The sequence below is a fragment of the Devosia faecipullorum genome (genome assembly GCF_015158295.1).
GTDB lineage: Bacteria > Pseudomonadota > Alphaproteobacteria > Rhizobiales > Devosiaceae > Devosia > Devosia faecipullorum.
In genome coordinates this window covers 714,595-739,589 of record NZ_JACDXV010000002.1, presented here as the reverse complement: position 1 = coordinate 739,589, position 24,995 = coordinate 714,595, and the positions used below count along the sequence as shown (strand labels likewise).

Here is a 24,995-nt window from a genome sequence, read left to right as displayed (position 1 = left end):
TTCCCAAGCCCCTGCCTGTCACCCGGCGAGAGCTGGAGGTGCTGGAGCAATATCTGCGGACCTCGATCGAAGAGATCCTGAGCATGTGAACAGAAGTAATGGGAAACCATGACGTCGAGCAGGAAGATTGCTGAACCTTTACAGGTTGCCCATGGAGCGCCCCGAGTCGCGCTCTATCTCCGCGTCAGCACGGACCGGCAGGTCAAGGGCGATGTCAGTCTTCCTTCGCAACGCAAGCTCACGCGCACGCATTGCCTTCAGCAGGGCTGGGACGTTGTCGAGGAATATGTCGAACCCGGCCTCACCGCCGACGACCGCCGTCCAGTCTTCCAGCAGATGATCGAACGCGCCTGCGACCCGGACAGACCCTTCGACATTATCCTCGTGCATGCCTTCAGCCGGTTCTATCGCGACCATATCGGCATGGAATTGACCGTCAGGAAACTGCGCAAGCACGGCGTGACAGTGATCTCGATGACCCAGGTCGTCGGCGAGGACCCGAGTTCCCAGCTCGTCCGGCAAATGATCGGCCTGTTCGACGAGTATTCGAGCAAGGAGAACGCCAAGCAGGTGACGCGGGCCATGCGAGAAAACGCTGCTCAAGGGTTCTGGAACGGCGCCACCGCACCACTCGGCTACGCTATTGTCGCAGCCGAACAGCGCGGGCAAAAGATCAAGAAAAAGCTCGCCGTCGATGCTGTCGAAGCCGAACTCGTTCATTTGATCTTCCGGTTATATCTTGAGGGCGATCCTGAATCTGGAATGCCGCCGATGGGCATCAAGGAGGTGGTCTCCTGGCTCAACGCCAAGGGTTATCAGACCCGCAAGGGTGGTAGCTTTGGCGTCGGCTCCTTGCATCATGTTCTCACCAACACAGCCTATGTCGGGCGGTGGAAATATGGGGTCCGGAACAGCAAGACGAGGGCGAAGCATCCAGAAGAGAGCGTGGTCGAAATTACCGTTCCGCGCATTCTCGACGATGCCGTGTTCGACGGCGCTCAGACCAAGCTCAAGGCCCATAATCCCCGCATGACCGCAGTGAGGGCCAATGCCGGACCCATTCTGCTGACGGGTCTCGCCGTCTGCGCCCATTGCGGCGCCGGTATGACGCAAAGGACCGGCACATCCAAGAACGGCCGCGTCTATACCTATTATACCTGTGGTAGCCGTGCTCAGAAGGGGAAGACAGCGTGCCCCGGAAACGCCATTCCTATGCCTCTGCTCGACGATCTCGTAGTCGATGCCGTCAACAGCCAGTTGCTGCGTCCCGAACGCCTCGCTGTCCTGCTCGAAGACCTGATGTCTCGCCAAACCGAGCGCGTCGGCGCCATCGACCGCCGTATCGCCGATTTGAAGAAGAAAGCTGATGATGCCGACGAGCGCTTGCGGCGTCTCTATAAGCTCGTCGAAGATGGCATCGCTGAAATGGATGCCCCGCTTGGCGAACGCATCGGCGAACTGCAAAAGGAACGGAATCTGGCCAAGGGGGCACTGGACCGTGCCCGAAATCTGGCCAGCGCTCGCTCCACCATCACTGCGGATAAGATCACCGCTTTCGCCAAGCTGATGCGCGAAAAACTCTCCACGGGCGATGTCGTGTTCCGCAAAAACTATCTGCGTACCATTCTCGGCGCGGTCGAGGTCTATCCCGACAAAGTGCGTCTTCTTGGCAGCAAAGATGTCTTGCAAGCCGCAATTGCCAACAAAAATCTGAAGCAGAACGGTGTTCAGTCTTTTGGACCGAAATGGCGCGCCCGAAAGGATTCGAACCTCTGACCCCCAGATTCGTAGTCTGGTGCTCTATCCAGCTGAGCTACGGGCGCGCATGTCAACGTCGTGACCAATGTTCGGGATCAGGAAAACTTCGCTTCCAATCCCGAAGCGGGGCAACCCATACATGGGCCAGAAGGCCATTGCAAGCGGACGAATACGATTTTCCGGGGATGCGCAAAATATCCTTTGAAAACTGCCGACTCGAGTGCGGTGCAATCGGCAATCGCCATCAAAACGGCCTGCATGGAAGAAGAAAAACTGCGAAAGCGACGCCGATAGCAATGGCTCCGTCTCGATGACCTCACACCCTTGTCGAGAAATCGATTCGCAATCTTTCTCATTGTGAGCAGCGAACCGATTGATGCCTAGATTTCCGCTCCTGCCGGTTTTGCCTTATCGTTAGCGCGCGGCGAGCGGCAGCGTGATGTCGAAGCGCGTACCCTGCATGGTCTCGGCCAGCGCCAGGCTGCCGCCGTGCGCCTCGGCGATCTCCCGGGCAATCGCCAGGCCCAGGCCGGTGCCTCCCGCGCGGGCCGAGCCCTCGAAAGCCACAAAGAGATTTTCGCGCGCCCGAATCGGCAGGCCGGGGCCGTTGTCGATAACGGAAATGATGGCATCCTTCTCGCGCATTTCGGCTTGAACGGAGACGCGATTCTCCCGCCCCTCCCCCGCACTGTTGTCCAGTGCCTCGCGCGCATTCTTGAGCAGGTTGACGAGCAATCGGCTGATCTGGCCGGCGTCGGCCTCGATCTGAAAATCCTCGGGAACCTCATTGGCGAAAACAATATGGGGATTGTTGGTCAGCCGCGCCTCGAAACCGGCATCGTCCACCAGCGCCCGCAACGGGACCAGGGTGAAGCTGGGCGGCACGACGGTCTCACGACCGTAATCAAGAACCGACTGGGCGAAGCCGATGGCCTTGTCGAGGGTCATCACCAGCCTTGGCGCCAGGCTTTGTACCTTGGGATCATCGAGCGTGGCGACCTGATCGGAGAGCAATTGCGCCGCAGTCAGCATGTTGCGCAGATCGTGATTGATCTTGGCGACGGCCAGGCCCAGATCGGCCAGGTGCCGGCGCTGGCGCAGCATGGCGAAAAGATCGCTCTCCATGGCCGCCAATTCCCGTTCAAGAATGCCGATCTCGTCGCGGCGCGAGGACGGATTGAGAATTAGCGTGCCGTTTTCAGGGGCTTTCCGGAACGCCAGCATATTGGCCGTGACCCTTAGAATAGGGTCGATGAACAGATTGGAGACCACCATATAGAGCGCAAAAGCCGTTACGGCCGCAATGCCGAGCGAGACGAGGACAATGCTGCGCGAATAATCCAGCATGTCACGCCGCAGTGGATCTTCCGGCATAAGCAGTTCGAGCAGGCTCTCATCCATATCGCCTTCGCCCACGATACGCAGCGTGCGACCCGGTCCAGCCAAAAGCGTATCGAGCGCGCCGACAATCTGGCTGGGCAGATCCCGCTGCCGTAGATCGGCGGTGACAGCACGCGCGGGCGTGACCGGTTCGGTCATCTCGATCAATTGGCTCTGCCCGGCGCGCCTGTAGACGATGGCGTCCGCACCCGCCGACAGCAGCAATCTGTCGGTCAATTCGCGCGGCAGGGCCATCACGTCGGGCACCGCGTCCAGCACGCGCGCCGCCACCACGCCGACGCGCAGACGATCTTCGAGCCAGGTGGTACGAAAACTGGCGAGGGAGGGCAGATAGATGACGATCTCGACCAGCATGATCACCCCGATAATGGTGATGATCAGTTTGCTGGACAGGCCGGAGAACCGGCTGTTGATGGCGGTGAACGGCTCTTTCATCTCGCCTCGATCATAGTCCAGGGATGCGACGAACGTCAGCCCCCGGCGCAAAGAGGCGCGCTATGATCTGCGCCCTCGCCCACATCATCGAGGAGATACGATTCTGCGCGGGAAGCGGATCACCTGTTCCAGACCGTGCCCCACCGCCTCGCCTGGCGCCAGCGCCTCGTCCACGGCGAAACGGGCCGAAGGGCAGCAGCCTCCGCCCCGAGCGCAACAATATTATCAAGCGGGTTTGGAGACGGCAGGGAAAGCCGCGCCAGTGACGCGAGCCCCAGCCGCTTCTCCATCGCCAATGCCAGTAACGCGGCCATCTCCAACGCACCCGGCCCGATCAGCCCGGCGCCCTTGATCTGGCCGTCCGACGCCAGCACGACTTTGACCAATCCCTCCGACACTCCCAGGGCCCTCGCTTGTTCGTTCTCGACCAGGCTGGCCCTGAGCAGATGCCCCCCATGATCTCTTTTGGCCGGGGCCGCCAGCCTGCCGATCTGCGCCAGGGGTGGGTCGGTCAAGACAAGAAATGGCTGCGGGGCAAGTTTTTCCAAAGGCGCGCCGAACAGCGCAGTCTCGACCACCGCCCGCCCATGGGCAAGGGCGTGATTCCATTGCTCAAACCCGGCAGCTGCCCCAACAAGCCGGACACGGCGATTGCTGGTCTCCCCCAGCACACCACGACCATATTGCCCTGACGAAGCCGAAACGACGCGCAGCCGCGCCTTTTCCGGCTGGAGCGGCGATAGATCGGCGCTGCGGCCCATGGCCACCAGAACGTGGGACAGATCGAGCGCCTCGCTCTCCCCCGAAGCCAGGTCCACGACCGCGCCGGTGCCTTGCGCCCGGGGCAAGATTTCGCGGACGCTTCCACCATCCACAATCCGGACCCCCTCCGCCGTCAGAGCCGCCACCAGCATTGCGGTGATTTCGGCGTCGCAGCCGGGCAGGATGCCGCCCTGCGGCACCAGCGTCACTTCCGAGCCCAGCCGGGCGAGTGCCTGCGCCAGACTCAGGGCCGCCGCGTCGCCGCCGATCACCAGCAAATGGGTCAGCTTGCGATTGTTTTCGAGAATGCTGTCGGGGGTAAAATAGTCGATCCGGTCGAGGCCAGGGATAGCGGGGATGAAGGGGGAAGCACCCAAGGCCAGAATCACGCCACGGGGCCGGATATTTATGCCGCCGACCAAAAGGCTGTTGCTGTCCTGGAACGCGGCGGCGCCGCCGACGATCTCGATCCCCAGCGCGGTCAGCCGGTCCCTGCTGGTCATCGGGGCCTGTTCGGCGGCGAGGACCGCGGCGCGCTCCTGCACCGCCTTCATGCGGACTTTCGGATCGGCATTGGCGAGGCCAAATTCCCCAGCATGCCGCAAAGCGTGGGCGCAAGCGGCACTGGCCTGCAAAGCGGCCAGGCGCAGCGATTGCTGCGGGCCATCGCCAGGCTCCTGCTCGCCTCGATCCACCAATGTCACGCGCGCGCCCAGCCCCTTGGCATATTGCGCCAGCGCAATTCCCAGCGCGCCGGCGCCGACTATGCAGAGATCGGGTCTAATTTGGTCAGTCATGGCCCGCCTGGACGAGAAACGCTCCTTCACTTATGCGGGGGAATGGTGCATGTGACAACTGTCGGGACTGCACCTAGAAAGCAGGCATGGCGCGTTGACTTGCGGGGCGCTTTTCCCTATAGACCCCCCAACCCGAAGGCGGCACGACCTGCTCGCCTGCATGACCAATTCTGCGGTAAAGCAGTATCAATAAGAGGAACCGTGCTGAAGCGCGGTCTGATGTTATGAAGCGTACATACCAGCCTTCCAAGCTCGTGCGTGCCCGTCGTCACGGTTTCCGTGCCCGCATGGCAACCAAGGACGGTCGTGTGATTCTCAATCGCCGCCGTGCCGTTGGCCGCAAGAAGCTGTCGGCCTAGTGGATTGCTGGCCGGATGACGGCCGACACGTCCAAGCCTGAAGCGACATTGCGCCGTCTCAAGCGGCGCTCGCAATTTCTCAAAGCCGCCCGGGGCAATCGCGCCGGGCGCTCTGCGTTTGGCTTGCAGGCCATTGCAGCCGATGACGCAGAACCCGGTATCGGCTATACCGTCACCAAGAAAATCGGCAATTCCCCCGAAAGAAACCGTATAAAACGGCGCCTTCGGGCTGCTGCGGCGGCCTGTGCGCGTGACTTTCGGCCAGGACATGACTATGTGCTTCTGGCGCGGCGGGAAGCGCTGAGCCTGCCCTTCGCCAGACTTGTCGCCGATTTGAGCGGCCTTATCGTTCGCGTGCATGATGAGAACGCGGACAAGAAACGCAATAATCCAGGCCACGGCCAACGGAACACGAGACCATGAATTCTGACAATCGCAATGTGATCCTGGCCGTCGTATTGAGCATGATCGTGCTTTTCGGCTGGCAGTTCTTCGTTGCCGGGCCGCAGCTCGAACAGGCGCAGCGCCAGGCCGAAATCCGGGCGGCCCAACAGGCGGAAGCCGAACAGCTCGCCATGCCGCAGGCCGGCGCCGAGCCAGGGGCAAACGAGACCGCCACCGGCGCCCCCACCTTTGCCGATCGCGACACCGCCCTGGCTGCAAGCCAACGCGTCGAAATCTCGACGCAGGACCTCGAAGGCTCCATCAACCTGACCGGTGCCCGCATCGACGATCTTGAGCTCAAGCAATATCGCGAAACCGTCGAGCCGAATTCCCCCATCATTGCCTTGCTCAAGCCGGCCGGCCTGCCCGACGCCTATTTCATCGAGCAAGGCTGGGTCGCCGCCGCCGGGTCCAATGTCGCCCTGCCCGACAGCAACAGCGTCTGGAGCGTGGACGGCGAGGCAACGACGCTGACCGCCCATACGCCTGTGACACTGCGCTACGACAATGGCCAGGGCCTCGTCTTCCGCCGCACCTTCGCACTGGACGACTACTATCTCTTCACCGTCACCCAGACGGTCGAGAATACGGGCACCGGCGACATAGCGCTGTTCCCATTTGCGCGTGTCGTTCGCCACGGCGATCCCAAGGTGGCCAATTTCTTCATCCAGCATGAAGGCCCGATCGGCGTGCTGGGTGCGAACAATTATGTCGCCCGCAAATATCATGACCTCCAGAACGAACGGCAGGTCGATTTCTCCGCCACCACCGGCTGGCTGGGCATGGCCGACAAATATTGGGCGACCGCCGTTCTGCCCAAGGCCGGCACTGCGATCAATGCGCGCTTTGCCTTCAATGCCCCCACAGGCAGCCCCGTTTACCAGTCCAACTATGTCGAGACCCAGCCGATCGTGGTTCCGGCCGGCGGCTCCGTCAGCCATGAAGCCTATGTCTTCGCCGGCGCCAAGGAAGACCGGGTCATCAATGGCTATCAGGAACAATATGGCTTCGACCGCCTCGAATTGCTGATCGACTGGGGCTGGTTCCACTTCCTCACCAAGCCCATGCACTGGTTGCTGGTGACGCTCTACGGCATCCTGGGCAATTTCGGCCTCGCCGTGCTTGCCGTCACCGTTATCGTCAAGGCCCTGTTCTTCCCGCTGGCCAATCGCTCCTATGCCTCCATGGCCGCCATGCGCCGCGTGCAACCGGAAATGAAGGCCCTGCAGGAACGCCTCAAGGACGACCGTGCGGCCCAGCAGCAGGCGATGATGGAGCTGTACAAGAAAGAGAAGATCAACCCGCTCTCCGGCTGCTGGCCGGTGCTGATCCAGATCCCGGTGTTTTTCGCGCTCTATACTGTCATCTTCATCAGCCTGGAAATGCGCCACGCGCCATTCTTTGGCTGGATTCAGGATCTGGCGTCGCCCGATCCCACCAATATTTTCACCCTGTTCGGCCTGATCCCATGGAATCCAACAGCTGTTCCGCTGCTTGGCTCCTTCCTGCATCTGGGCGTCTGGCCCGTCATCATGGGCGTCACCATGTGGGTGCAGATGCGCCTCAACCCGCCGCCGGCGGACCCCACCCAGGCGGCCATCTTCAACTGGATGCCGGTTATCTTCACCTTCATGCTGGGCACGTTCCCGGCGGGCCTGGTGATCTACTGGGCCTGGAACAATACGCTCTCGATCGCCCAGCAATGGTTCATCATGAAGCGCCATGGCGTCGAGGTGAACCTGTTCGGCAATATTGTTGACAGCCTCCTCCGCCGCAAGCCCAAGCCGGCGGACGAAGCCGGCAAGAGCTAAGCCGGAACCACACAATGATGGGCCCGCCGCTGAACCCGGCGGGCCCAAGCTTTATGGAAAAGAAAACATGGCCCAGCCCGATTATTCACCCGACGTCATCGAGCGTGGCCGGCTGCTCTTCGCGCGGCCCATCATCTTCACCAAAGGCTGCGTCAGCATTCCCGACCTGCCCCCCATGGATCGGATCGAGATCGCCTTTGCCGGCCGCTCCAATGTGGGTAAATCCAGCCTGATCAACGCGCTATGCGGCACTTCGGGGCTGGCCCGGACCTCCAATACGCCGGGCCGAACGCAGGAGCTCAACATCTTCGAGAGCCAGAGCGAAAACCTGCGCATGGTCGATATGCCCGGCTATGGCTTTGCCAAGGCCCCGGAGCCCAAGGTCAAAGCCTGGACCCAGCTCGTCCACAAATATCTGACCGGTCGCGCCAATCTGCGCCGCGTCTATGTTCTGGTCGATAGCCGCCACGGCCCCAAGGATAATGACCTCAGCGTCATGAACGAGCTGGACCGCGCCGCAGTCAGCTATCAGGTGGTGCTGACCAAGGTGGACAAGCCCTCCGCCAAGGATCTCGAAAGCGCCGTGACCAGGACGGCGGCAATCATCGCCAAGCGGCCCGCCGCCCATCCCGACATCATCCAGACGTCAAGCGAGAAGGGCACTGGCCTCAGCCAGCTGCGCACTGAGATCGCCATGCTGCTGGAAGACTGAGGGCGCTCGCGCGCCCTCCTCCGATCAGGCAGCCTGTCGTTTGCCGACCTGCTTCCGGCCCGCATCGAGCTGGAACACCGCAACGATGCGGTCCAGTTCACCGGCCTGCGCCTCGGTCTGGGCGATCGCGGCATTGGTCTGATCCACCAGCGCCGCATTGTGCTGGGTGATCTCATCCATCTGCCGCACCGCCACGTTGACCTCCTCGATGGAAAGAGCCTGCTGGCGGCTGGCGGCAGTGATCTGGCCGATCAGGGACGCGCTTTCGGTCACTGAAATATTGAGGGCGCTGATCCGCTCGCCGATCCGCAGCACCACCTGCGTGCCGGCCTGTACTTCCTTGGCGGAAATATCGATCAATTGCTTGATGTCGGCGGAGGCCTCGGCGGCGCTTTGCGCCAGGCGGCGCACTTCCACCGCGACCACGGCAAAGCCCTTGCCCGCCTCCCCTGCCCGCGCCGCTTCCACCGAAGCATTGAGGGCCAAGAGATTGGTCTGGAAGGCGATGTCGTCGATCAGCCCGATAATGTTGGAAATCTTGGCCGAAGAGGCCGAAATCTTCTCCATCGCCTGAGTCGCCGCATCCATGGCCGCGCCACTTTCAACCGCGATCGTCGAGGCGGATCCGACGGCGTGGTTGGCATCCTCGGCACGGCCCGCATTGGCGCTCACCGTCTGGGCGAGCTGTTCGACGGTCGCCGAGGTTTGCTCCACCATGGCCGCTTGGCGGCTGGTGCGCTCGGACAGATCGTTGGAGCCGACCAGAATTTCGCCGGTCGCGGTCTTGAGGCGCCGCGACGTTTCCTGAAGATCCCCCATAACCTGCGCCATCCGGTCCGCCACGGCATTGGTATTGTCGCGCAGTTCGGCGAATGCCCCGGTAAAATTGCCGCTGACGCGCCGCGTCAGATCAGCACGGGCCACGCCGGAGAGCACTCGGCCGGTCGCCGTGAGCCCCTCATCCAGCGCCGCCAGCAGCGCATTCACTTCCGCCGATAATTGGCGCAGCTCGGCCTGTTGATAATCGGCCTCGACACGCCGGGTCAGATCACCTCGCATCACCGCCTGCAAGGTGGATTGCAGATCGGCGGTCAGCCGGTCGGAGGCGCGTCGGCGCTGCCCCGCCTCTTCGTTATATTGCCGCTCGCTTGCTTCCATGGCGGCCTGTTGCAGCAGGGCCTCGCGGAAGCGGCCAAAGGCGTCGAACATCACCGTGAGTTCATCCCGGGCCCGCTGCGCCGGTATCTCGATCTCGGTCTCTCCGGCGGTCAGCGCCCCGGTGATCTCGACCAGACGAGCCAGCCGTCGCGAAACCACGCGCTGGAACAGCAGGAAGACGGAAAGGCACCCGGCGGCCGCTGCCGCACCGGCAATTACCAGCGGCACCATGACCGCCATATCGCCCCGGGACAGCAATTGCGCCAGCGCATAGCCCCCGAACCCGACGACTAAAGCACCAAAGGCGAGAAAGGCGAGAACCAATTTCTGAGTAATGGAGAGACTATCGAAACGCATGCCAAGGTCCGACGCTGAAAGGTTAGCGCCGACCTTCGCCCATATATGGTTAAGCCCTTATTATTGCCGGCGCGCCGCCAAGCGCATAAAATGCGCGATATAGCCACGTACAAGCCCGCTGTCCGAGGGCGCTGTGAGAGAGTCCATGGCCTTTTCCAGTTCCGGCGCGGCCACGTGGTCCCGGCGAAGGTCGATCAAGGCCCGGGTGAACTCATCGGAAAATTCGGGATGCGGTTGGAAACTGATGGCCTTACCGCTCCTATAGGCGAAGCCTGCATTGGGTGTGAATTCGGATGCCAGAATGACCTCGGCCTCGGGCGGCGCGACGATGACCTGATCCTGATGTGAGCACAGCAGGTTGAGGCGCTCAGGCGCTGTTTCAAAAAAGACGGGCCGCGCGACGACATCATAGCTGTGTCGCCCAAGCCCCCAGCCCTTGGCGGATTTTTCCACGACGCCCCCCAGCGCGTCGGCCATGATCTGGTGGCCGAAGCAAATCCCCACCATGGGAGTTTCCGCCGCATAGGCCTCGCGAATGAAACCGCGCAATGGCTCCAGCCAGGCATGATCTTCATAGACACCTGCGGGCGAGCCGGTGATGACGATGCCGTCCAGATTTCCCGGCTCCGGCAGACTTTGCCCGTCCAGCACATGAATAGTCTCGAAAGCAAAGCTTTGGCCCGCTTCCTCGAACATCGCGCGGAACATGGTGGGGAACGGATCAAACCGGGATTGAAAGGCGGCTGGAACCCGGCCGACTTCGACAATGGAAATCTTCATCTGCGCGCTCTGCTCTTGCCCGCTTTTAGCGGAGGACAGGCGCGCCGATCAAGACCGGCGCCTGACCGACCATTGACCTGCCCTAGCCAGCAGGCACGAAGCGCAGCGCCAATCCGTTGATGCAATAACGCAATCCGGTGGGTTCCGGACCATCCTCGAAGACATGCCCCTGATGCCCCCCGCAATTGGCGCAATGCACTTCGGTGCGGGTCATCCAGAGCGAATTGTCGATGGAGGTGCCGATCGCTCCGGCGATGAAGTCCCAGAAGCTCGGCCAACCCGTGCCGCTGTCATATTTCTTCTCGGACGCGAACAGCGCCTGATCGCAGCCGGCGCAGTGGAAGGTGCCAGGGCGCTTTTCATCATTCAGCGGCGACGAATAGGCCCTTTCGGTATCTTCGTGACGCAGCACCTGATAGGCGGCGGGCTCAAGCCGCGCCTGCCATTCGGCATCACTCAACTGAAAGGGAAACGCGCCCTCGATAGCACTGGCGCGCTCCAGACCGAGAGCGACAGCAAGGCCGGCAAAAGCGCTGGAGACCAGAAGTGTGCGGCGGGTCATGGACATCGGCAATCTCCACAAGAGGGAGTCATCTGCTGGCGGCAATAGGGCAATACCGGACATAACGAGGTGACCACATATGCAAGCAAGCGTCCATTGCGTCACGCCATATTGAGGACGGCTCCGGCGAGCCCCGGTGCCGGCTAGGCGGCACCAGGGTTCGAGTGACCTGTCAGGAGGCCGGCAGCAACACGGCATCGATCACATGGATCACGCCATTGGACTGGTCCACATCCGCAATGGTGACGGTCGCGGTGCCGCCATTGGCATCGGTGATCTTGACCATGTCGCCATCGAGGCTGAAGGTCAGCTCGCCGCCCTGCACGGTGGCAGCCTTGTAGCTCCCGCCATTGTCATTGATCATCTTCACCAGATCGGCCGAATGGATGTCGCCGGCAATGACGTGATAGGTGAGCACGCCCGTCAGCTGATCCTTGTTTTCAGGCATCAGCAGCGTTTCAACCGTGCCCGCGGGCAGTGCTTCGAACGCGGCATTGACCGGCGCGAACACGGTGAACGGGCCGGGGCCGGAAAGCGTCTCGACCAGACTAGCGGCCTGCACTGCGGCGACAAGCGTCGTGTGATCGGCCGAGTTGACAGCGTTTTCGATGATGTTGTTGGTTGCCGGCATGGCGGCACCGCCAACCATGGGCGCGTCCTGAGCGATGACGGCGGCGCCGGTCAGCGACGTGAACGAAAGAATTGCGGCAACCGAGAGCGCACGAAGAGAAAGGGTCATTTTGTGGTTCCTACCTGTTTCAATCTGATCCCGTTTTCGCACGGGACAGAGCAGTTACGGCCCGGGGCCGAAAACAGTTTGGCATCACATTTTATTGGATCATTTCCTGACCTGCCGCGTGTCAGAAAAATTTAACCCTTAAAAATCAAAGATATAAAGGCGATCGGCGCGCTATTTGCGTAATTGTGTCGGCAAAAAGATGCGCTGATCCAGCAGCGCGGGATCGGCGTAAAAACCAGCCCTGGTCGCCAGGGTTCCGGCAATAGCGGCGCAGCCAACAAAAAGAGCCATCCCGTCCGCCGGGATGGCTCGTTGGCGCAGAGTGCCGCCGGACTTAGCGGCGCAGCCCCGACCAGGCCGGGTCGGAAGCATAGCTTTCGGTGGGAATGGTCTGAACCGAGCGTCCCCAGATATCAACGCTCATCAGGCGCGGACCATCATTGCCGCCGGGATCCTGGAAGAACATGATCACCCGGCCATTGGGAGCCCAGGTCGGTCCCTCGGCATGATAGCCCGAATAAAGCAGGCGTTCGCCCGAGCCATCGGCATTCATGACCCCGATATGGAACTGGCCGCCCGACTGGCGGGTAAAGGCGATCAGATTGCCGCTGGGCGACCAGACCGGGGTCGAATACGAGCCCTGTCCATAGCTGATGCGCTGCGGATTACCGCCGCCGGCACCCATCAGATAGATTTGCGGCGAGCCGCCCCGATCGCTTTCGAAAACGATCCGGCTGCCATCGGACGAATAGGACGGGCCGGTATCGATGGCCGCGCCAGAGGTCAATTGCGTCGGCTGTCCGCCGCTGGTCGAAACCGCATAGATATTGGTCGCGCCGCTCTGCTCGACCGAAAACGCCACCGTGCCGCCGTCGGGCGAGAAGCGGGGCGCGAAGGTCATCGCACCCACCGAGGCCAGGCGCTGCTGGCGGCCGGTGGAGAGTTGCAGCAGATAGACCTGCGGATTGCCATCGGCAAAATTCATATAGGTCAGCATGTCGCCATTGGGCGAAAAGCGCGGCGTCAGCGCCATGGACGAACCATCGGTGAGGTAGCTCACATTGGCCCCGTCCTGATCCATGATCGCCAGCCGCCGCGTACGATTGGCCTTGGGGCCGCTCTCGGCAACATAGACGACACGGGTATCGAAATAGCCTGTGCCGCCCGATAGCTGGGAATAGATCGCATCGGAAATCTGGTGAGCAATACGGCGCGCCGAATTGGGGTCGGTCGCATAGCTATTGCCCACGACCTGGCTGGCCTGCTGGGTATCCCAGACGCGCACCGAGGCGCTGATCTGCCCGCCGCGCTCGACCGCACCCATCACCACGCCATCGACATTGGCGGTGCGCCAGACATTGAAGTCAGGCGTGGCGTTGACGTCGCCCACCCGCACCGGCAGCGACGCAGGATCGAGCGGCAGGAACAGCCCCGACCGGCGCAGATTGTTGCGCACGATGTCGGCAATCTCGCGCCCGAAATTGGGATCGGACGAGGCGAAGTCGGGGATGGCAATCGGCAGGGGCTGGAAATTGGCGCCTTCCACCACGATACGCAATTGAGCCAGGGCCATGGGCGCGGTGGCCAAAAGGGCGCCGCCCGCCAATCCAAGTTTCAACGCGGTGCGCCGGTTCACAAGAGTCATCTCGGTCTGGTCTCCAGTTTCGCCGTTCGGGCCCTTACTTGGCCAGCAAACGGGCAAATTCATGATCACGGTCTCAGTTCAATCTCGATCTGACGCCATTGATCATAGGCGTCAGCACTCAGCATGGAATAGGGCGCGCAGCCCATGACGGCGCGCTGGGCGGCGCGCGCAATGCCTTGCCCGGCCGGCGAGGGATCGGACGAAACGATTTGCGGCGTGCCGCTGACGCTGCCATCGCGGTTCATCGACACCCGCAGCGTCACATTCATGCCGCTGTTGAAATCGCTGGGCAGCAGGTTCCAGCAGGTCTTGATCCGCGCCACCAGCCCGTCAATGGCGGTCTGGCTGAGGCGGGCCGAGGTGCCGGTCGTGTCGCCCAAAGTGGTCGAGCCGCCCTGCCCCGTCACACCGCCGGTCGTGGGCGCATTGTTGATGATATTGTTGATCTGATCCGCAGCTGTCTGGCTTGGGGTCGTTGAGGGCGGGGTCGGACGCGGCTGCTGAGCCGCAGCCTGACGCTGACGCTCCTCTTCCTCCCGACGGCGGCGTTCGGCGGCCTGGGCCTGTTCGCGGATCTGGGCCAGGTCGTTGGGGCGCGACGTCGGCATCGCCACATTAACCTGCGGCGCCGGAGCGGGTGTAGGTTCAGGCGCCGGCTCAGGCTCTGGCACCGGTTCCGGCACCGGCTCCGGCGTGGGCTCAGGCGCAGGGGCCGGAGCGGGAACGAGATCGGCAGGGCGCGTTTCCGGCAGCGAGGGCTGCACCGGAATCGGGGTGGGGGCAGGCGTGGGTTCTGGTACCGGAGCGGGCTCGGGTTCGGGTTCCGGCGCGGGTTCGGGATCTGGCTGCTGTTCCGGAGCCGGGGCGGTTTCAGTGACCGGCGACGGGGTCGGCACATCCGCGGGCGAAGGCGTTACCTGATTTTCAGTCGTATTGCCCGTTGGCTGGGCCAGTTCGGCTGGCGTATCGGTATCGACGATGGACGGCGCATCGGTCTCCACCACTTCGCTGTCGAGCTGCCCCATGCGAATATTGGAATATTCCTCGATGGGGACGAGATCGACCGAAATGGATTGCACACTGGTTTCCAGCTTCTGGGTGGTTCCAAGGTTGATGAGACCCAGGACCAGCAGCAGGACGTGTGCAGAAATCGAAACGGTCAGCCCGGTCCGCATACGCCCGGCCTATCTCTCACGCTCGGTGACGAGCCCGATCTTGGTATAGCCCGCCGCCGACAGCATGCCCATGACGCGCATGACCGTGCCATAATTGGCAGTGGTGTCGCCGCGCAGATAAAGCCGGTCTTCCGGGGTCGCGAGACCGCCGACGACGCTGACCAGATCGGCCTCGGAGACGGGCGTCTCGTCAACGAAAATCGCGCCTTCCGGCGTCACCGCCACGGTAATCGGCCGCGTCTGGCTGGGCATTTCGCCGGCTGCGGTGCGCGGCAGATCCACCGAGACACCCGAGGTCATCATCGGGGCCGCCACCATCATGATGATCAACAGCACCAGCATGACGTCGACCATCGGCGTCACGTTGATTTCGCTCATCACCGCATTTTTCTTGCGACGTCTGCGTCGGCCCCCGCCGCCGCCTGATGCCATGCCCATGCCCATATCAGCGGCTCCGCGCTTCGAGCTGGCGGCTGAGAATGGTGGAGAATTCGTCGGCAAAGCCTTCCAAACGCCCCGTCAGCTTGGCGGCATCGGAGGAAAGCTTGTTATAGGCGATAACGGCCGGAATGGCCGCAACCAGGCCGATGGCCGTGGCAAACAGGGCCTCCGCGATCGGGCCGGCGACCACGGCGAGATTGGTATCGGACGAGGCCGCGATATTGGTGAAGGCGTTCATGATGCCCCAGACCGTACCGAAAAGGCCGATGAACGGGCCGGCAGAACCGATGGTGGCCAGGAACCCGAGACGCTTTTCGAGATATTCGCTTTCCCGGGCAATGGCCACGTCCAGCACCTTGTCCAGGCGCTGCTGCATGCCCACGAAACTGGCGGCGTTCTGCTCGTGGCTGCGCTTCCATTCCTTCATGGCGGCGACGAAGACCGCGCCCAGCCCGCCTGAGGGCTTTTCGGATTGCTGCTGATAGAGTTCCTCCAGCGACTGGCCCGACCAGAACGTGCGCTCGAAGCGGTTCATCTCGGCCTTCATGCGCCGGTAAGTTATTGTTTTGTCGATGATAATCGCCCAGCACCAGACCGATGCGCCGAGCAGGCCCAGCATCACCGACTTGACGACGATGTCGGCCATCCAGAACAGGCCCCAGATGGACAGGTCGGTATGGGGAGCGGCGGCTCCAACTGCATCCATGGCTTCCATGAAATTTCCTTTTCGGCCCGGCTCATCCGCTCGGCCCCATCCTCGGTGCGATGGGGGCGAAATCTGTCAAAATTAAGAGAAATGCCTGCATTTACGGGCAATAGGAGACCCGGCGCACGGCACTTCCGCCTTTGCGCCCTTTATGGTCACCAATGCGTTAACAAAGAGAATCCGGGAAACGCATTCCCGTCGCCTTCCCAAGCCATTCGTTAGCAGACTGCTAACCTTTGGCCGCGCACAGCGCCCGCAAGGCCGCCGGAAGCCGCGCCGCACCCCCGGACGTCCTGATGGCGACGACGATCAGCTCGGCCCCGACCAATATTTTCCCATCACGCAGAATTGTCTGCCGGAGGGTGAGACGCGCCCCGGTCGCCGAAACCGGTTCGGTCTCGACCCTGAGCAAATCGTCGATATGGGCGGGGGCAATGAAATCGATCTGCATCGAGCGCACCGCGAAAGCCAGACCCTCTGCCGCCAGCTCTGAATGATGAATGCCGGCGTCCCGCAAAAATTCGGTCCGCGCCCGCTCAAAGAATTTGAGATAGGCGGCGTGATAGACATTTCCGGAAAAATCGGTGTCTTCGTAATAGATGCGAATGGGAAAGGTATGCATGGTCACCGTTTGCGCTCCGCCATGGCCGGGCGGCTGAGTTCAAGGCAATCGGCAATGCGGTCGTCGGCCATGGTCATTTTGTCGGCGCTTCGTGGACGATGTGGACCGGACCTGCCGGGAGATTGCGCAGGAAGTCGGGCAGCCAGGAGGGGAGCAGGTTGAATTTTTCCAGATCGGCGCCCGCCAGCTTTACCCAATGGAACGAGAGATCGTGTCCCTCGTCCTGGCGTACCAGCCAGGGCGATTGCCCGTTCGGTCCCTGCCCCGGCAAATCGACTTCGTAGAAAAAGCCCAGCTCGTGGAAATCCTGATCCTCGCGGCGATAGAAACTTTCCGATGTGGCCATGAGCGGTCCGATATGGGCAGGCATGGCCAGTTCCTCGGCAATCTCGCGCTCGAGGCTGACAAGGCTAGGCTCGCCAAGCTCGACTCGGCCGCCGGGCAGCATGGTGTAGCTATCGTCATCCTCCCGGCAGAGCAGGACATGGCCATCGACCACGATGATCGCGGCCACGCGATAGTTGAAACGCTGCCCCTCGATGGGAAAGCTGATGACGTGACGGCTCATTGTTCATTGTCCTCGAACAGGCTCGATTGCATGCCGACAAAGCCCTGCGGCACGATTTTACCGAGATGTTGAAAGGCGATGGCGGTGAGTATGCGACCGCGCGGCGTGCGCTGGATGAAACCCTGCTGCAAGAGATAGGGCTCGACAATCTCCTCGATGGCATCGCGCGGCTCGGACAGGGCGGCAGCGATGGTCTCGATGCCGACCGGGCCGCCATTGTAGAAATCGGCAATGGTGGTGAGATAGCGCCGGTCGAGCTGGTCGAGTCCGCGCGCATCGACATCGAGCCGGATCAGCGCCTTGTCGGCAATGGCCCGGTCGATTTCCAAGGCTCCATCCACCATGGCGAAGTCGATAACCCGGCGCAGAAGCCGCCCGGCTATGCGCGGCGTGCCGCGTGAGCGGCGGGCGATTTCCATGGCCCCATCGGGCGCCATCGGCATGTTCATGAGCCGGGCGCCGCGGGTGACGATCTGTACCAATTCCTCGGGCGTATAGAAGTTGAGCCGCACCGGGATGCCGAAACGGTCGCGCAGGGGCGTGGTCAAAAGGCCCGCGCGGGTCGTGGCCCCGACCAGGGTAAATTTGGCCAGATCGATGCGCACCGAACGGGCGGCGGGGCCTTCGCCGATGATGAGATCGAGCTGGAAATCCTCCATCGCCGGATAGAGCACTTCCTCGATGGCCGGGTTGAGCCGATGGATCTCGTCGATGAACAGCACGTCGCGCTCTTCGAGATTGGTGAGCAATGCTGCCAGATCCCCGGCCTTGGCGATGACCGGACCGGACGTAGCGCGAAAACCGACGCCCAGTTCACGCGAAATGATCTGGGCCAAAGTGGTCTTGCCCAGGCCCGGCGGGCCGACGAACAGCACATGGTCCAGCGCCGAGCCGCGCTGCCTTGCGGCCTGGATGAAGACTTCCAGATTGGCTCGCGCCGCCGCCTGACCGACGAAATCGGCAAAGCCGGAAGGGCGCAGGGAAACATCGAGATTGTCGTCGCGCCCGGCGGATGCGGAGGTAAGGTCGGTCAAGAGAGCAATTCCATGCCGGGGATGCGCTTGGCAGCATCCCTGTCAAACGTAAAAGTGGTGACGCAGCCCTGATTGCCCGCCAGCAGCGCCACAAGCGCATCAATCAGGCCCACTTTGGGCTGCCTGGACCAAGAGGCGGCCTGTCTTACAGCCGCGGCGTTTTCGATCACCAGATCGGGGCTTTCGAGAAGCGCATCCAACATGTCGGCGACCTGTCCCCGGGAATAGCCATAGCTTTTCTGAAGCACCCATGTGGTTTCGACAATAACGACGAGACTGACATAAGCCGGGTCGTTCTCCGAGCGCGCCGCAAAAAAAGCCTTTGCCAGCTCGTGTTGGGGCGGGTCGTCGCGAACCAAAAGCCGCAACAAAATATTGGCATCAACTCCGATCATCGCCGGGTCGCACGCTTAAACCGCTCTGCAGCGGCCTCGGCTGCCGCGTCATCCATTTCCTCGATCGACACATGCCTGCCATTGGGCGGCTCGCCCAGAAATCCTGCCAGATCAATAGCCCGCCGCGTCCGAGGCTTCACCATAGCCTTGCCGTCTTCCACGATCCATTCCACCTGCGCCCCCTCACTCAGCCCCAACAGATCCCGCACTTCCTTGGGAATAGTGGTTTGGCCCTTGCTGGTCATCCTCCCGAGAAAGGATTCCTTTTTCCGGGTTTCCATTCGTACAATCCAAAAAATCCTTACTTACAAAAATAGTAAGGAATTATGAGACATGCAAGGATCACTGGCTCAATTCCCGCAGGCCCAGCCGGATCAGCTTTTCGGTCGGCGTATCTTCGCCGTCGCGGGCGACGACGCGCGCCAATGCGGCGGAGGCCTGGGCGGCGGAATAGCCCAGATTGGTGAGCGCGGAGACCGCATCGGCGACATTGCCCGCGGCGACGCCTTCCCCGAGGGCGGTTTGCAGGCCGAGTGTGCCCGCATCCACGGCGCCGATAGCAGGCACCTTGCCCTTGAGTTCGGTGACGACGCGCAGGGCCAGCTTCGGACCGACGCCATTGGCGCGGCCGAGCATGGCCTTGTCCTGCAAGGCCACCGCACTCGACAATTCGGACGGCCCCATGACCGAGAGAATGGCGAGGGCGACGCGCGCCCCCACGCCCTGAACCGAGGTCAGCAGGTTGAACCAGCTTTTTTCTGCCTCATTGGCAAAGCCATAGAGGCGGATGAAATCCTCGCGCACGATGGTCTCGATGAAGACCACCGCCGCCTCGCCGACGCGCGGCAGCGCCTGCAGCGTGCGGGAGGAACAGAAAACTTCGTAGCAGACGCCGCCGCAATCGATCAGCACCCAATCGCCGCCGAACGAATCCACCAAGCCCTTGAGCTTGCCGATCATGCCAGAACCCCCATGCGGCGCGCCGATACCCGATGATGGGCGTGGCAGATGGCAATAGCCAGGGCGTCGGCCGCGTCGGCGCCCTTGAAGCTGGCCGAAGGCAGCAATGTCCTGACCATGACACCAATTTGCTCCTTGCTGGCATGGCCGGTGCCGACCACGGATTTTTTCACCAGATTGGCCGCATATTCGGCCACTGGCAGACCGCGCAAGGCCGGCATCACCAATACGACGCCGCGCGCCTGTCCGAGGGTCAGTGCCGAGCGGACGCCGGCATTGACGAAGGTTTCCTCCACCGCCGCCTCGTCGGGACCATGCAGGTCGAGCAATTCGCTCAGCCCAGCGGCCAGGGCGGCAAGCCGGACCGAGAGCGCGCCGTCCGCCGGCGGGGTCAGCGTTCCGCACGCGACAAAGCGCAGCCTGTTGTCCACAGCCTCGATTATGCCCCAGCCACAGCGCCGCAGACCGGGATCAATGCCAATGATTCGCACGGGTTTCGTCATGTTCTTCCTTGTAAGGGGCTTGTCGGAACCTACCAAGCCCAAAGTGAACAAAGCAGAAACAGGTGCGACATTTTCAATTTTGTCGAAGCCGGCAACCTTCCGTTCACAACACGACCCTAGTTTGGCCGCCGGAACGCAGGGGCAAGATTCAGGAATGCACGGAGCAAGCAGCAAGCTCAGCAGTCGGTCATGGCTGCGGGTCTATCGACTTACCGGCCTGATCACGTCCATCGCCGTCATTCTTTCCATAATCATCACCAATTCGATCATGGGAACCTTTGCGCAAGGGATCAATGTGCAAGGCCTGTTGGTGGCCATCATCACGCCCCTGGCGCTAGGTGGACCTTCGGTTGCCATTGTCGTGATCCGGCAGGAGCAATTGCGGCAGGCCAATCTGCAATTGCAGAAATTGGCCACCTATGACTTCCTCACCGATTGCCTCAATCGCGGCGCCTTCGCCGCCAGGGTAGATTCCTGGCTGGCCGGGACCGGGGCGGGCGGCACCGGAACGCTGCTGATGATCGACGCCGACAATTTCAAGGCGATCAACGACCTCTATGGGCACGATATCGGCGATGTCGCGCTGACCGTCATCGCCCGTTCCATCCGCTCGATCCTGCGCGAGGGCGACCTGATCGGGCGCATGGGCGGCGAGGAATTCGGCGTCTTCCTGCCCGGGACCGGCCAGGGTCAGGCGGAACTGACCGCCGAACGCATTCGCGCCGCTGTCAACCGGGCGCGCTTCGCCCCGGCAGGCGAGCAGCGGCATCTTTCGGTCAGCATAGGCGGCGCCACCTTTGCCTGCGGCGCCAACTTTGCCGAATTGTTCCGCATCGCCGACCAGCGCCTTTATTGCGCGAAAAATGCCGGGCGCAACATGGCCGCCGTCGCCCCGCTCAGCCCCGAACCGGTCGCCACGCTCCGGCGCAGCGCATGAAAAAGGCGGCCCATTAGGCCGCCTTCTCGAAATCGATAGCTGATCGACCTATTGGGCCAGCTTGGCCGCGTCTTCATCGCTCATGTCGAAATTGGAATAGACGTTCTGCACGTCGTCGTCTTCTTCGAGCGTATTGATGAGCTTCATCAGCGTCGCGCCCTTTTCGGCGTCGATGGGCGTCGAATTCTGCGGCTTCCAGATCGCCTTGACCGATTCCGCTTCGCCGAGGACCGCCTCGAGCGCGGCAGCGACTTCAGCCATGGATTCGAACGATGTGTAGACGTAATGGCCGTCTTCGTCGCTCTCGACATCGTCGGCACCGGCCTCGATGGCGGCTTCCATCACCTTGTCTTCCGTTCCGGCACTGGCCGGATAGGTGATTTCGCCGACGCGGTCGAACATGAAGCCGACCGAGCCGGTTTCGCCCAGCGCGCCGCCATTCTTGGAAAAGTAGGAGCGCACATTGGAGGCGGTGCGATTGCGATTGTCGGTCAGCGCCTCGACGATGACCGCAACCCCGCCAGGACCATAGCCTTCATAGCGGATTTCGTCATAATTCTCCGCATCGCCACCCTGCGCCTTCTTGACCGCGCGCTCGATATTGTCCTTGGGCATGGACTGGGCGCGGGCATTGGTAATGGCCAGGCGCAGGCGCGGATTGAAGGCCGGATCGGGCTGCCCCATCTTGGCGGCGACGGTGATTTCGCGCGCCAGCTTGGAAAAGATCTTGGAGCGGATCGCGTCCGACTTGCCCTTGCGGTGCATGATATTCTTGGCGTGGGAATGGCCAGCCATGTGTCCCTCGAAGGTCCTATTTCTGAAATCGGCCCGCTTATAGGGCGCGGGGGGGCAAAAAGGAAGCGTCAGCCGGGAAAGTCGGGCAGCGCCTGGGCAAGAACGCCCCCTACCCTGAGCGGCGCCACATAAGTGGCGAGGCCGCTGCGCGGATCGGTCTCCACCACCACTCCGCACAAGGTCGCCTCGCCCTCGGCCGGGGTGAAGCGGCCATTGGGAATGCCGGTGAGGAAACGGTTGAGCGGCTCTTCGGTCTCGGTGCCGATGATGGAATCGAAATCCCCGCACATGCCGGCATCGGCCATCAAAGCCGTACCGCCCTTGAGCAGGCGGTGGTCGGCGGTGGGAATATGGGTATGGGTGCCGACGACGAGACTGGCCCGGCCGTCCAGAAAATGCCCCATGGCCTGGATTTCCGAAGTCGCCTCGGTGTGGAAATCGACGATGACGGCATCGGCGACCTCGCCCAGCGGCGCGTCGGCAAGCGCCGCTTCGACGGCGCGGAACGGATCGTCAATGGGCGGCATGAATACCCGGCCCAGCGCGTTGACCACCAGAACCCGATGGCCATTGCGGCCCTCGACCAGCATGGCCCCGCGCCCCGGCGTGCCGGGGGCGTAATTGATCGGCCGGATCAGACTCGGCTCGCGCTCGATATAGGAGAGCGCCTCGCGCTGGTCGAAGGCATGGTCGCCCAGGGTGACGATGTCGGCGCCGGCATCGCGCAGACCCTGAAAATGGTTTTCGATCAGCCCCTTGCCATGGCTGGCATTCTCGCCATTGACCACGACGAAATCGAACTTGTAGCGCGCGATCAGCCCCGGCAGGCGCTCGGCCACGGCATCGCGGCCGGCACGGCCGACCACATCGCCCAGAAATAGCAGCCTCATGTCCGGGCCTCGAAGAAACGCACGCCCTGTTCGGTGATCACCGCATCGAGCGGCACGTCATGGGGCTCGCGGGGAATATGAGGAAGTTCCTGGCAGGCGAAGGCCAGTCCCACCAGCAAGGGCTTCTTGCCGATGGATGCGAGCGTGCGGTCATAATAGCCGCCCCCATAGCCCAGCCGCGTGCCGGCGGCATCGAAGCCAAGCAGCGGCATCAAGACGAGATCGGGTTCGGCCCTGGGGGCCAAATCGGACGGCGCCAGGGTGCCGAACCCGGCTTCGTAGAGCGGCTGGTCGGCTTCCCAGACGCGCAGGTCGAGCGGCTTGCCTTCCCCTTCCACCACCGGCAGCACCACTTTCTGGCCGCCATCCATCAGGCGGATGAGGATGGGCTGGCAATCGAGCTCGTCGCGGATGCGCCAATAGCCGGCAATGACGTCCTCAGGCCCATAGGCAATGTCCTCGAAGAACAGATGCGCCACCGTGCTCGCGGCTTCCCCCCGCGCCTCGGCGGACAAGGCCGCGCGGGCCACATGGGCCTGCTTGCGCAATGCGGCCTTCGCTTCTTCCAATGCCAGCTCGGCCATGCGCCCTCATACAAGCATAAAATCAGGTGCCGCCCTGGCCGTGGGACATGCGATCCCGGGAACCTACTCACGTAGGTGGGCGCCGTGTGTCCGAGCCCACGGGCCCGGTCAGGGACAGCTCCCTTAGGATCGATTAAGGCCCCGGGGATATGATGGTCCTCACGCACCGGGCAGCGCATGAGATATAGGCGCATGCAGCGCCCGCTGCAAAGGGGCTCAAAGCAAATCCGGCCAGTTTTGCAGAGCATGAACGATACGCAGGATCACCACGTCCTCGTTTTCGATCACGTAGAGGATGTGATGGCGGCCGCAGGGCATGAGGCGCAATTCCATCCCGTCGACGAGATGTGGCGCGACCAGCAATGGATGCGCCGCAATAGTGTCAAATACATCGACAATCGATGATTGGTAGCGGGCGGACTGAACGAGGCCAAAAAGGCGGACGCCTTCGGCCGCAAGATGATCCAGGTCATCGACGGCCTTGGGCGTGAGAATCCAGGCCAATTCAGCTTGCCTTCGCCTGTTCGACAGCTTCCGCCGCCTTTTGGCGCATCCTTTCCAGCAATTCTTCGCGGCTCATGCGGACGCGCCCGCTCGCCAGCGCTTCACGCGCCATCTGCCCCAGATCATCGCGTTGCCGCGCCCGCTCCTGCTCGCGACGCACCAGGTCGCGGATGACGTCGCTGGCATTGGCGTAGCGGCCGGTGGCGACCTGGTCTTCGACCCAGGCTTTCATCGCGTCGGGCAGGGAAATGTTCATTGTCGCCATGATCGGCCTCCGGCATTCTTGACAAAGATTGCCAATCCTTGCCAAAAACTACGGCAAGATGGCGGCGCCGTCCAGGGAAGTGGCCACGCTTTCCAGCGCCCGGGCGGCGTCGGTCAGTTTCTGGGCGAATTGCGCCTCGGTATGTTCGAGTTCGCTGGCGATCTCCTGCCCAGCCTGGGTCAGGGTCGCCACCTGGTCTTCGAGCGCGGCGATGCGGCGCTGGGCCTCGGACAATTCATCGAGAACGGCGATGCCGGCCATGACGGTGAGGCGGTTATCGCCGATTTCGCCCACCGCGCCCTTGAGCCTTTCGACATGCAGATTGAACCGCTCGGCCAGCCCGAGCAGGCGGCTCTGCTGGCCCTCCTCGCAGGCCATGCGATATTTGCGGCCATTGATCTCGACATTGACTTCGGGCACGGCCTACTCCGCCTTTTGCAGGACCGAGCGAACGGTCTCCATGGCCTCGACCAGCCGGCGCGACACTTCGTGGGCGCTGTCGTCGAGCCGTTTGGCGCGGGCCGCCGTCTTGTCCAGTTCGGTGGCGAGCCGGGCGCGCTCATGCACTAGGCGCTGCGTATCGACCTCGATGCGCTGCTGGCGCTGCAAACGCCCGGCCAGGTCGCGCGTGCTGGTTTCGAGCCGCGCCAGAGCCCGGTCGAACCGGGCGGCAGCGGCAATCAGCCCCTCTTCAAGTTCCGTCTCACTCATGGCCGCTATCGCCCTCAAGACGCATCGATTCAAGTGCAGTAAACCTGCCCCAGCCGGCGCGCCATTGCAACCGCATTGGCAGGGTAAACCCCCGGAAATCCGCCATATGCCGAACGGGAAACGGGGTGCGCAACATTGACAGCAAGGCCGAACGTGTTATGGCTCAGCCCGTCTTTGGGAGGAGG

General features: G+C 62.3%; 30 protein-coding genes, 1 tRNA gene and 1 other RNA gene. 6 read left to right on the top strand and 26 right to left on the bottom strand.

Annotated features, from left to right (window positions below):
* The first annotated feature begins 108 nt into the window (after nt 1-108).
* Entirely contained in the window at nt 109-1,776 is a 1,668-nt protein-coding gene (locus H0482_RS09255) for a recombinase family protein (protein ID WP_193729720.1), read from the top strand.
* Here the strand turns inward: H0482_RS09255 and H0482_RS09250 are convergent.
* The 3 genes from H0482_RS09250 to H0482_RS09240 all read right to left on the bottom strand — a co-directional run bounded on the left by H0482_RS09250 (nt 1,747) and on the right by H0482_RS09240 (nt 5,153).
* Nucleotides 1,747-1,823 (bottom strand) — tRNA-Arg (locus H0482_RS09250). The two genes, H0482_RS09255 and H0482_RS09250, sit on opposite strands and share 30 nt — an antisense overlap.
* 349 nt (nt 1,824-2,172) lie before the next feature.
* A complete protein-coding gene (locus H0482_RS09245; protein ID WP_193729719.1) occupies nt 2,173-3,594 on the bottom strand; it encodes a sensor histidine kinase in 1,422 nt (473 codons plus the stop codon).
* Nucleotides 3,595-3,713: 119 nt separating this feature from the next.
* Nucleotides 3,714-5,153, bottom strand: a complete 1,440-nt coding sequence (locus H0482_RS09240; protein WP_193729718.1) for an FAD-dependent oxidoreductase — start codon at nt 5,151-5,153, stop codon at nt 3,714-3,716.
* Nucleotides 5,154-5,377: 224 nt separating this feature from the next.
* On the opposite strand from H0482_RS09240, the gene rpmH reads away from it, so the two are divergent.
* From rpmH to yihA, 4 genes are all read left to right on the top strand, one after another.
* Nucleotides 5,378-5,512 (top strand): 50S ribosomal protein L34, encoded by a 135-nt coding sequence (gene rpmH / locus H0482_RS09235; protein WP_193729717.1) that lies wholly within the window; start codon nt 5,378-5,380, stop codon nt 5,510-5,512.
* Nucleotides 5,513-5,527: 15 nt separating this feature from the next.
* Nucleotides 5,528-5,935 (top strand): ribonuclease P protein component, encoded by a 408-nt coding sequence (gene rnpA, locus H0482_RS09230; protein ID WP_193729716.1) that lies wholly within the window; start codon nt 5,528-5,530, stop codon nt 5,933-5,935.
* Nucleotides 5,932-7,767, top strand: coding sequence for a membrane protein insertase YidC (gene yidC, locus H0482_RS09225; RefSeq protein WP_193729715.1), 1,836 nt, complete (start codon nt 5,932-5,934; stop codon nt 7,765-7,767). Before rnpA ends, yidC begins: the two co-directional genes overlap by 4 nt.
* A gap of 67 nt (nt 7,768-7,834) precedes the next feature.
* Nucleotides 7,835-8,479 (top strand): ribosome biogenesis GTP-binding protein YihA/YsxC, encoded by a 645-nt coding sequence (gene yihA, locus H0482_RS09220; RefSeq protein WP_193729714.1) that lies wholly within the window; start codon nt 7,835-7,837, stop codon nt 8,477-8,479.
* 24 nt (nt 8,480-8,503) lie between these two features.
* Here the strand turns inward: yihA and H0482_RS09215 are convergent, their stop codons facing one another.
* The 15 genes from H0482_RS09215 to ruvC form a co-directional block, all read right to left on the bottom strand.
* Nucleotides 8,504-9,994 carry a methyl-accepting chemotaxis protein gene (locus tag H0482_RS09215; RefSeq protein WP_193729713.1) on the bottom strand — a complete coding sequence of 497 codons (1,491 nt, stop codon included), beginning with the start codon at nt 9,992-9,994 and terminating at the stop codon, nt 8,504-8,506.
* A gap of 60 nt (nt 9,995-10,054) precedes the next feature.
* Nucleotides 10,055-10,774, bottom strand: coding sequence for a type 1 glutamine amidotransferase (locus H0482_RS09210; RefSeq protein WP_193729712.1), 720 nt, complete (start codon nt 10,772-10,774; stop codon nt 10,055-10,057).
* A gap of 82 nt (nt 10,775-10,856) precedes the next feature.
* Nucleotides 10,857-11,336: a peptide-methionine (R)-S-oxide reductase MsrB gene (gene msrB, locus H0482_RS09205; protein ID WP_193729789.1), complete on the bottom strand. Its 480-nt coding sequence runs from the start codon at nt 11,334-11,336 to the stop codon at nt 10,857-10,859.
* A 172-nt stretch (nt 11,337-11,508) separates the two neighbouring features.
* Nucleotides 11,509-12,075, bottom strand: coding sequence for a fasciclin domain-containing protein (locus tag H0482_RS09200; protein ID WP_193729711.1), 567 nt, complete (start codon nt 12,073-12,075; stop codon nt 11,509-11,511).
* 334 nt (nt 12,076-12,409) lie between these two features.
* Entirely contained in the window at nt 12,410-13,720 is a 1,311-nt protein-coding gene (gene tolB / locus H0482_RS09195; protein ID WP_193729710.1) for a Tol-Pal system beta propeller repeat protein TolB, read from the bottom strand.
* A 65-nt stretch (nt 13,721-13,785) separates the two neighbouring features.
* Nucleotides 13,786-14,895: a cell envelope integrity protein TolA gene (locus tag H0482_RS09190; RefSeq protein WP_193729709.1), complete on the bottom strand. Its 1,110-nt coding sequence runs from the start codon at nt 14,893-14,895 to the stop codon at nt 13,786-13,788.
* A gap of 9 nt (nt 14,896-14,904) precedes the next feature.
* Nucleotides 14,905-15,339 carry an ExbD/TolR family protein gene (locus H0482_RS09185; protein ID WP_210319119.1) on the bottom strand — a complete coding sequence of 145 codons (435 nt, stop codon included), beginning with the start codon at nt 15,337-15,339 and terminating at the stop codon, nt 14,905-14,907.
* 1 nt (nt 15,340) lies between these two features.
* Nucleotides 15,341-16,042, bottom strand: coding sequence for a protein TolQ (tolQ, locus tag H0482_RS09180; RefSeq protein WP_193729788.1), 702 nt, complete (start codon nt 16,040-16,042; stop codon nt 15,341-15,343).
* Between the two features lie 229 nt (nt 16,043-16,271).
* Nucleotides 16,272-16,664, bottom strand: a complete 393-nt coding sequence (gene ybgC / locus H0482_RS09175; protein ID WP_193729787.1) for a tol-pal system-associated acyl-CoA thioesterase — start codon at nt 16,662-16,664, stop codon at nt 16,272-16,274.
* Between the two features lie 73 nt (nt 16,665-16,737).
* A complete protein-coding gene (locus H0482_RS09170; RefSeq protein ID WP_193729707.1) occupies nt 16,738-17,232 on the bottom strand; it encodes an NUDIX hydrolase in 495 nt (164 codons plus the stop codon).
* Complete coding sequence (gene ruvB, locus H0482_RS09165; RefSeq protein WP_193729706.1) at nt 17,229-18,266, bottom strand: Holliday junction branch migration DNA helicase RuvB; 1,038 nt, start codon at nt 18,264-18,266, stop codon at nt 17,229-17,231. The genes H0482_RS09170 and ruvB overlap by 4 nt, the downstream gene beginning before the upstream one ends.
* Nucleotides 18,263-18,661: a PIN domain-containing protein gene (locus H0482_RS09160; protein WP_193729705.1), complete on the bottom strand. Its 399-nt coding sequence runs from the start codon at nt 18,659-18,661 to the stop codon at nt 18,263-18,265. The genes ruvB and H0482_RS09160 overlap by 4 nt, the downstream gene beginning before the upstream one ends.
* A complete protein-coding gene (locus H0482_RS09155) occupies nt 18,658-18,942 on the bottom strand; it encodes an AbrB/MazE/SpoVT family DNA-binding domain-containing protein (RefSeq protein ID WP_193729704.1) in 285 nt (94 codons plus the stop codon). Before H0482_RS09155 ends, H0482_RS09160 begins: the two co-directional genes overlap by 4 nt.
* Nucleotides 18,943-19,003: 61 nt before the next feature.
* The gene (gene ruvA / locus H0482_RS09150) at nt 19,004-19,621 is read right to left on the bottom strand and encodes a Holliday junction branch migration protein RuvA (protein ID WP_193729703.1); all 618 of its coding nucleotides are present in this window, start codon (nt 19,619-19,621) and stop codon (nt 19,004-19,006) included.
* A complete protein-coding gene (ruvC, locus tag H0482_RS09145) occupies nt 19,618-20,124 on the bottom strand; it encodes a crossover junction endodeoxyribonuclease RuvC (protein WP_193729702.1) in 507 nt (168 codons plus the stop codon). The genes ruvA and ruvC overlap by 4 nt, the downstream gene beginning before the upstream one ends.
* A 154-nt stretch (nt 20,125-20,278) precedes the next feature.
* On the opposite strand from ruvC, the gene H0482_RS09140 reads away from it, so the two are divergent.
* Nucleotides 20,279-21,061 carry a GGDEF domain-containing protein gene (locus H0482_RS09140; protein WP_193729701.1) on the top strand — a complete coding sequence of 261 codons (783 nt, stop codon included), beginning with the start codon at nt 20,279-20,281 and terminating at the stop codon, nt 21,059-21,061.
* A gap of 48 nt (nt 21,062-21,109) precedes the next feature.
* Here H0482_RS09140 and H0482_RS09135 read toward each other — a convergent pair whose 3' ends face one another.
* The 8 genes from H0482_RS09135 to H0482_RS09100 all read right to left on the bottom strand — a co-directional run bounded on the left by H0482_RS09135 (nt 21,110) and on the right by H0482_RS09100 (nt 24,810).
* Complete coding sequence (locus H0482_RS09135; protein ID WP_193729700.1) at nt 21,110-21,856, bottom strand: YebC/PmpR family DNA-binding transcriptional regulator; 747 nt, start codon at nt 21,854-21,856, stop codon at nt 21,110-21,112.
* A gap of 68 nt (nt 21,857-21,924) precedes the next feature.
* A complete protein-coding gene (locus tag H0482_RS09130) occupies nt 21,925-22,746 on the bottom strand; it encodes a TIGR00282 family metallophosphoesterase (RefSeq protein WP_193729699.1) in 822 nt (273 codons plus the stop codon).
* The gene (locus H0482_RS09125) at nt 22,743-23,330 is read right to left on the bottom strand and encodes a 5-formyltetrahydrofolate cyclo-ligase (protein WP_193729698.1); all 588 of its coding nucleotides are present in this window, start codon (nt 23,328-23,330) and stop codon (nt 22,743-22,745) included. Before H0482_RS09125 ends, H0482_RS09130 begins: the two co-directional genes overlap by 4 nt.
* A 22-nt stretch (nt 23,331-23,352) precedes the next feature.
* A non-coding RNA gene (gene ssrS, locus H0482_RS09120) (6S RNA) lies at nt 23,353-23,510 on the bottom strand.
* 36 nt (nt 23,511-23,546) lie between these two features.
* The gene (locus H0482_RS09115; protein WP_193729697.1) at nt 23,547-23,834 is read right to left on the bottom strand and encodes a type II toxin-antitoxin system RelE/ParE family toxin; all 288 of its coding nucleotides are present in this window, start codon (nt 23,832-23,834) and stop codon (nt 23,547-23,549) included.
* A gap of 1 nt (nt 23,835) precedes the next feature.
* Complete coding sequence (locus H0482_RS09110; RefSeq protein ID WP_193729696.1) at nt 23,836-24,099, bottom strand: type II toxin-antitoxin system ParD family antitoxin; 264 nt, start codon at nt 24,097-24,099, stop codon at nt 23,836-23,838.
* A 48-nt stretch (nt 24,100-24,147) separates the two neighbouring features.
* On the bottom strand, nt 24,148-24,519 hold the full coding sequence (locus H0482_RS09105) for a cell division protein ZapA (RefSeq protein WP_193729695.1): 372 nt from the start codon (nt 24,517-24,519) through the stop codon (nt 24,148-24,150).
* Between the two features lie 3 nt (nt 24,520-24,522).
* Nucleotides 24,523-24,810 carry a DUF4164 family protein gene (locus H0482_RS09100; protein ID WP_193729694.1) on the bottom strand — a complete coding sequence of 96 codons (288 nt, stop codon included), beginning with the start codon at nt 24,808-24,810 and terminating at the stop codon, nt 24,523-24,525.
* Nucleotides 24,811-24,995 lie beyond the last annotated feature (185 nt).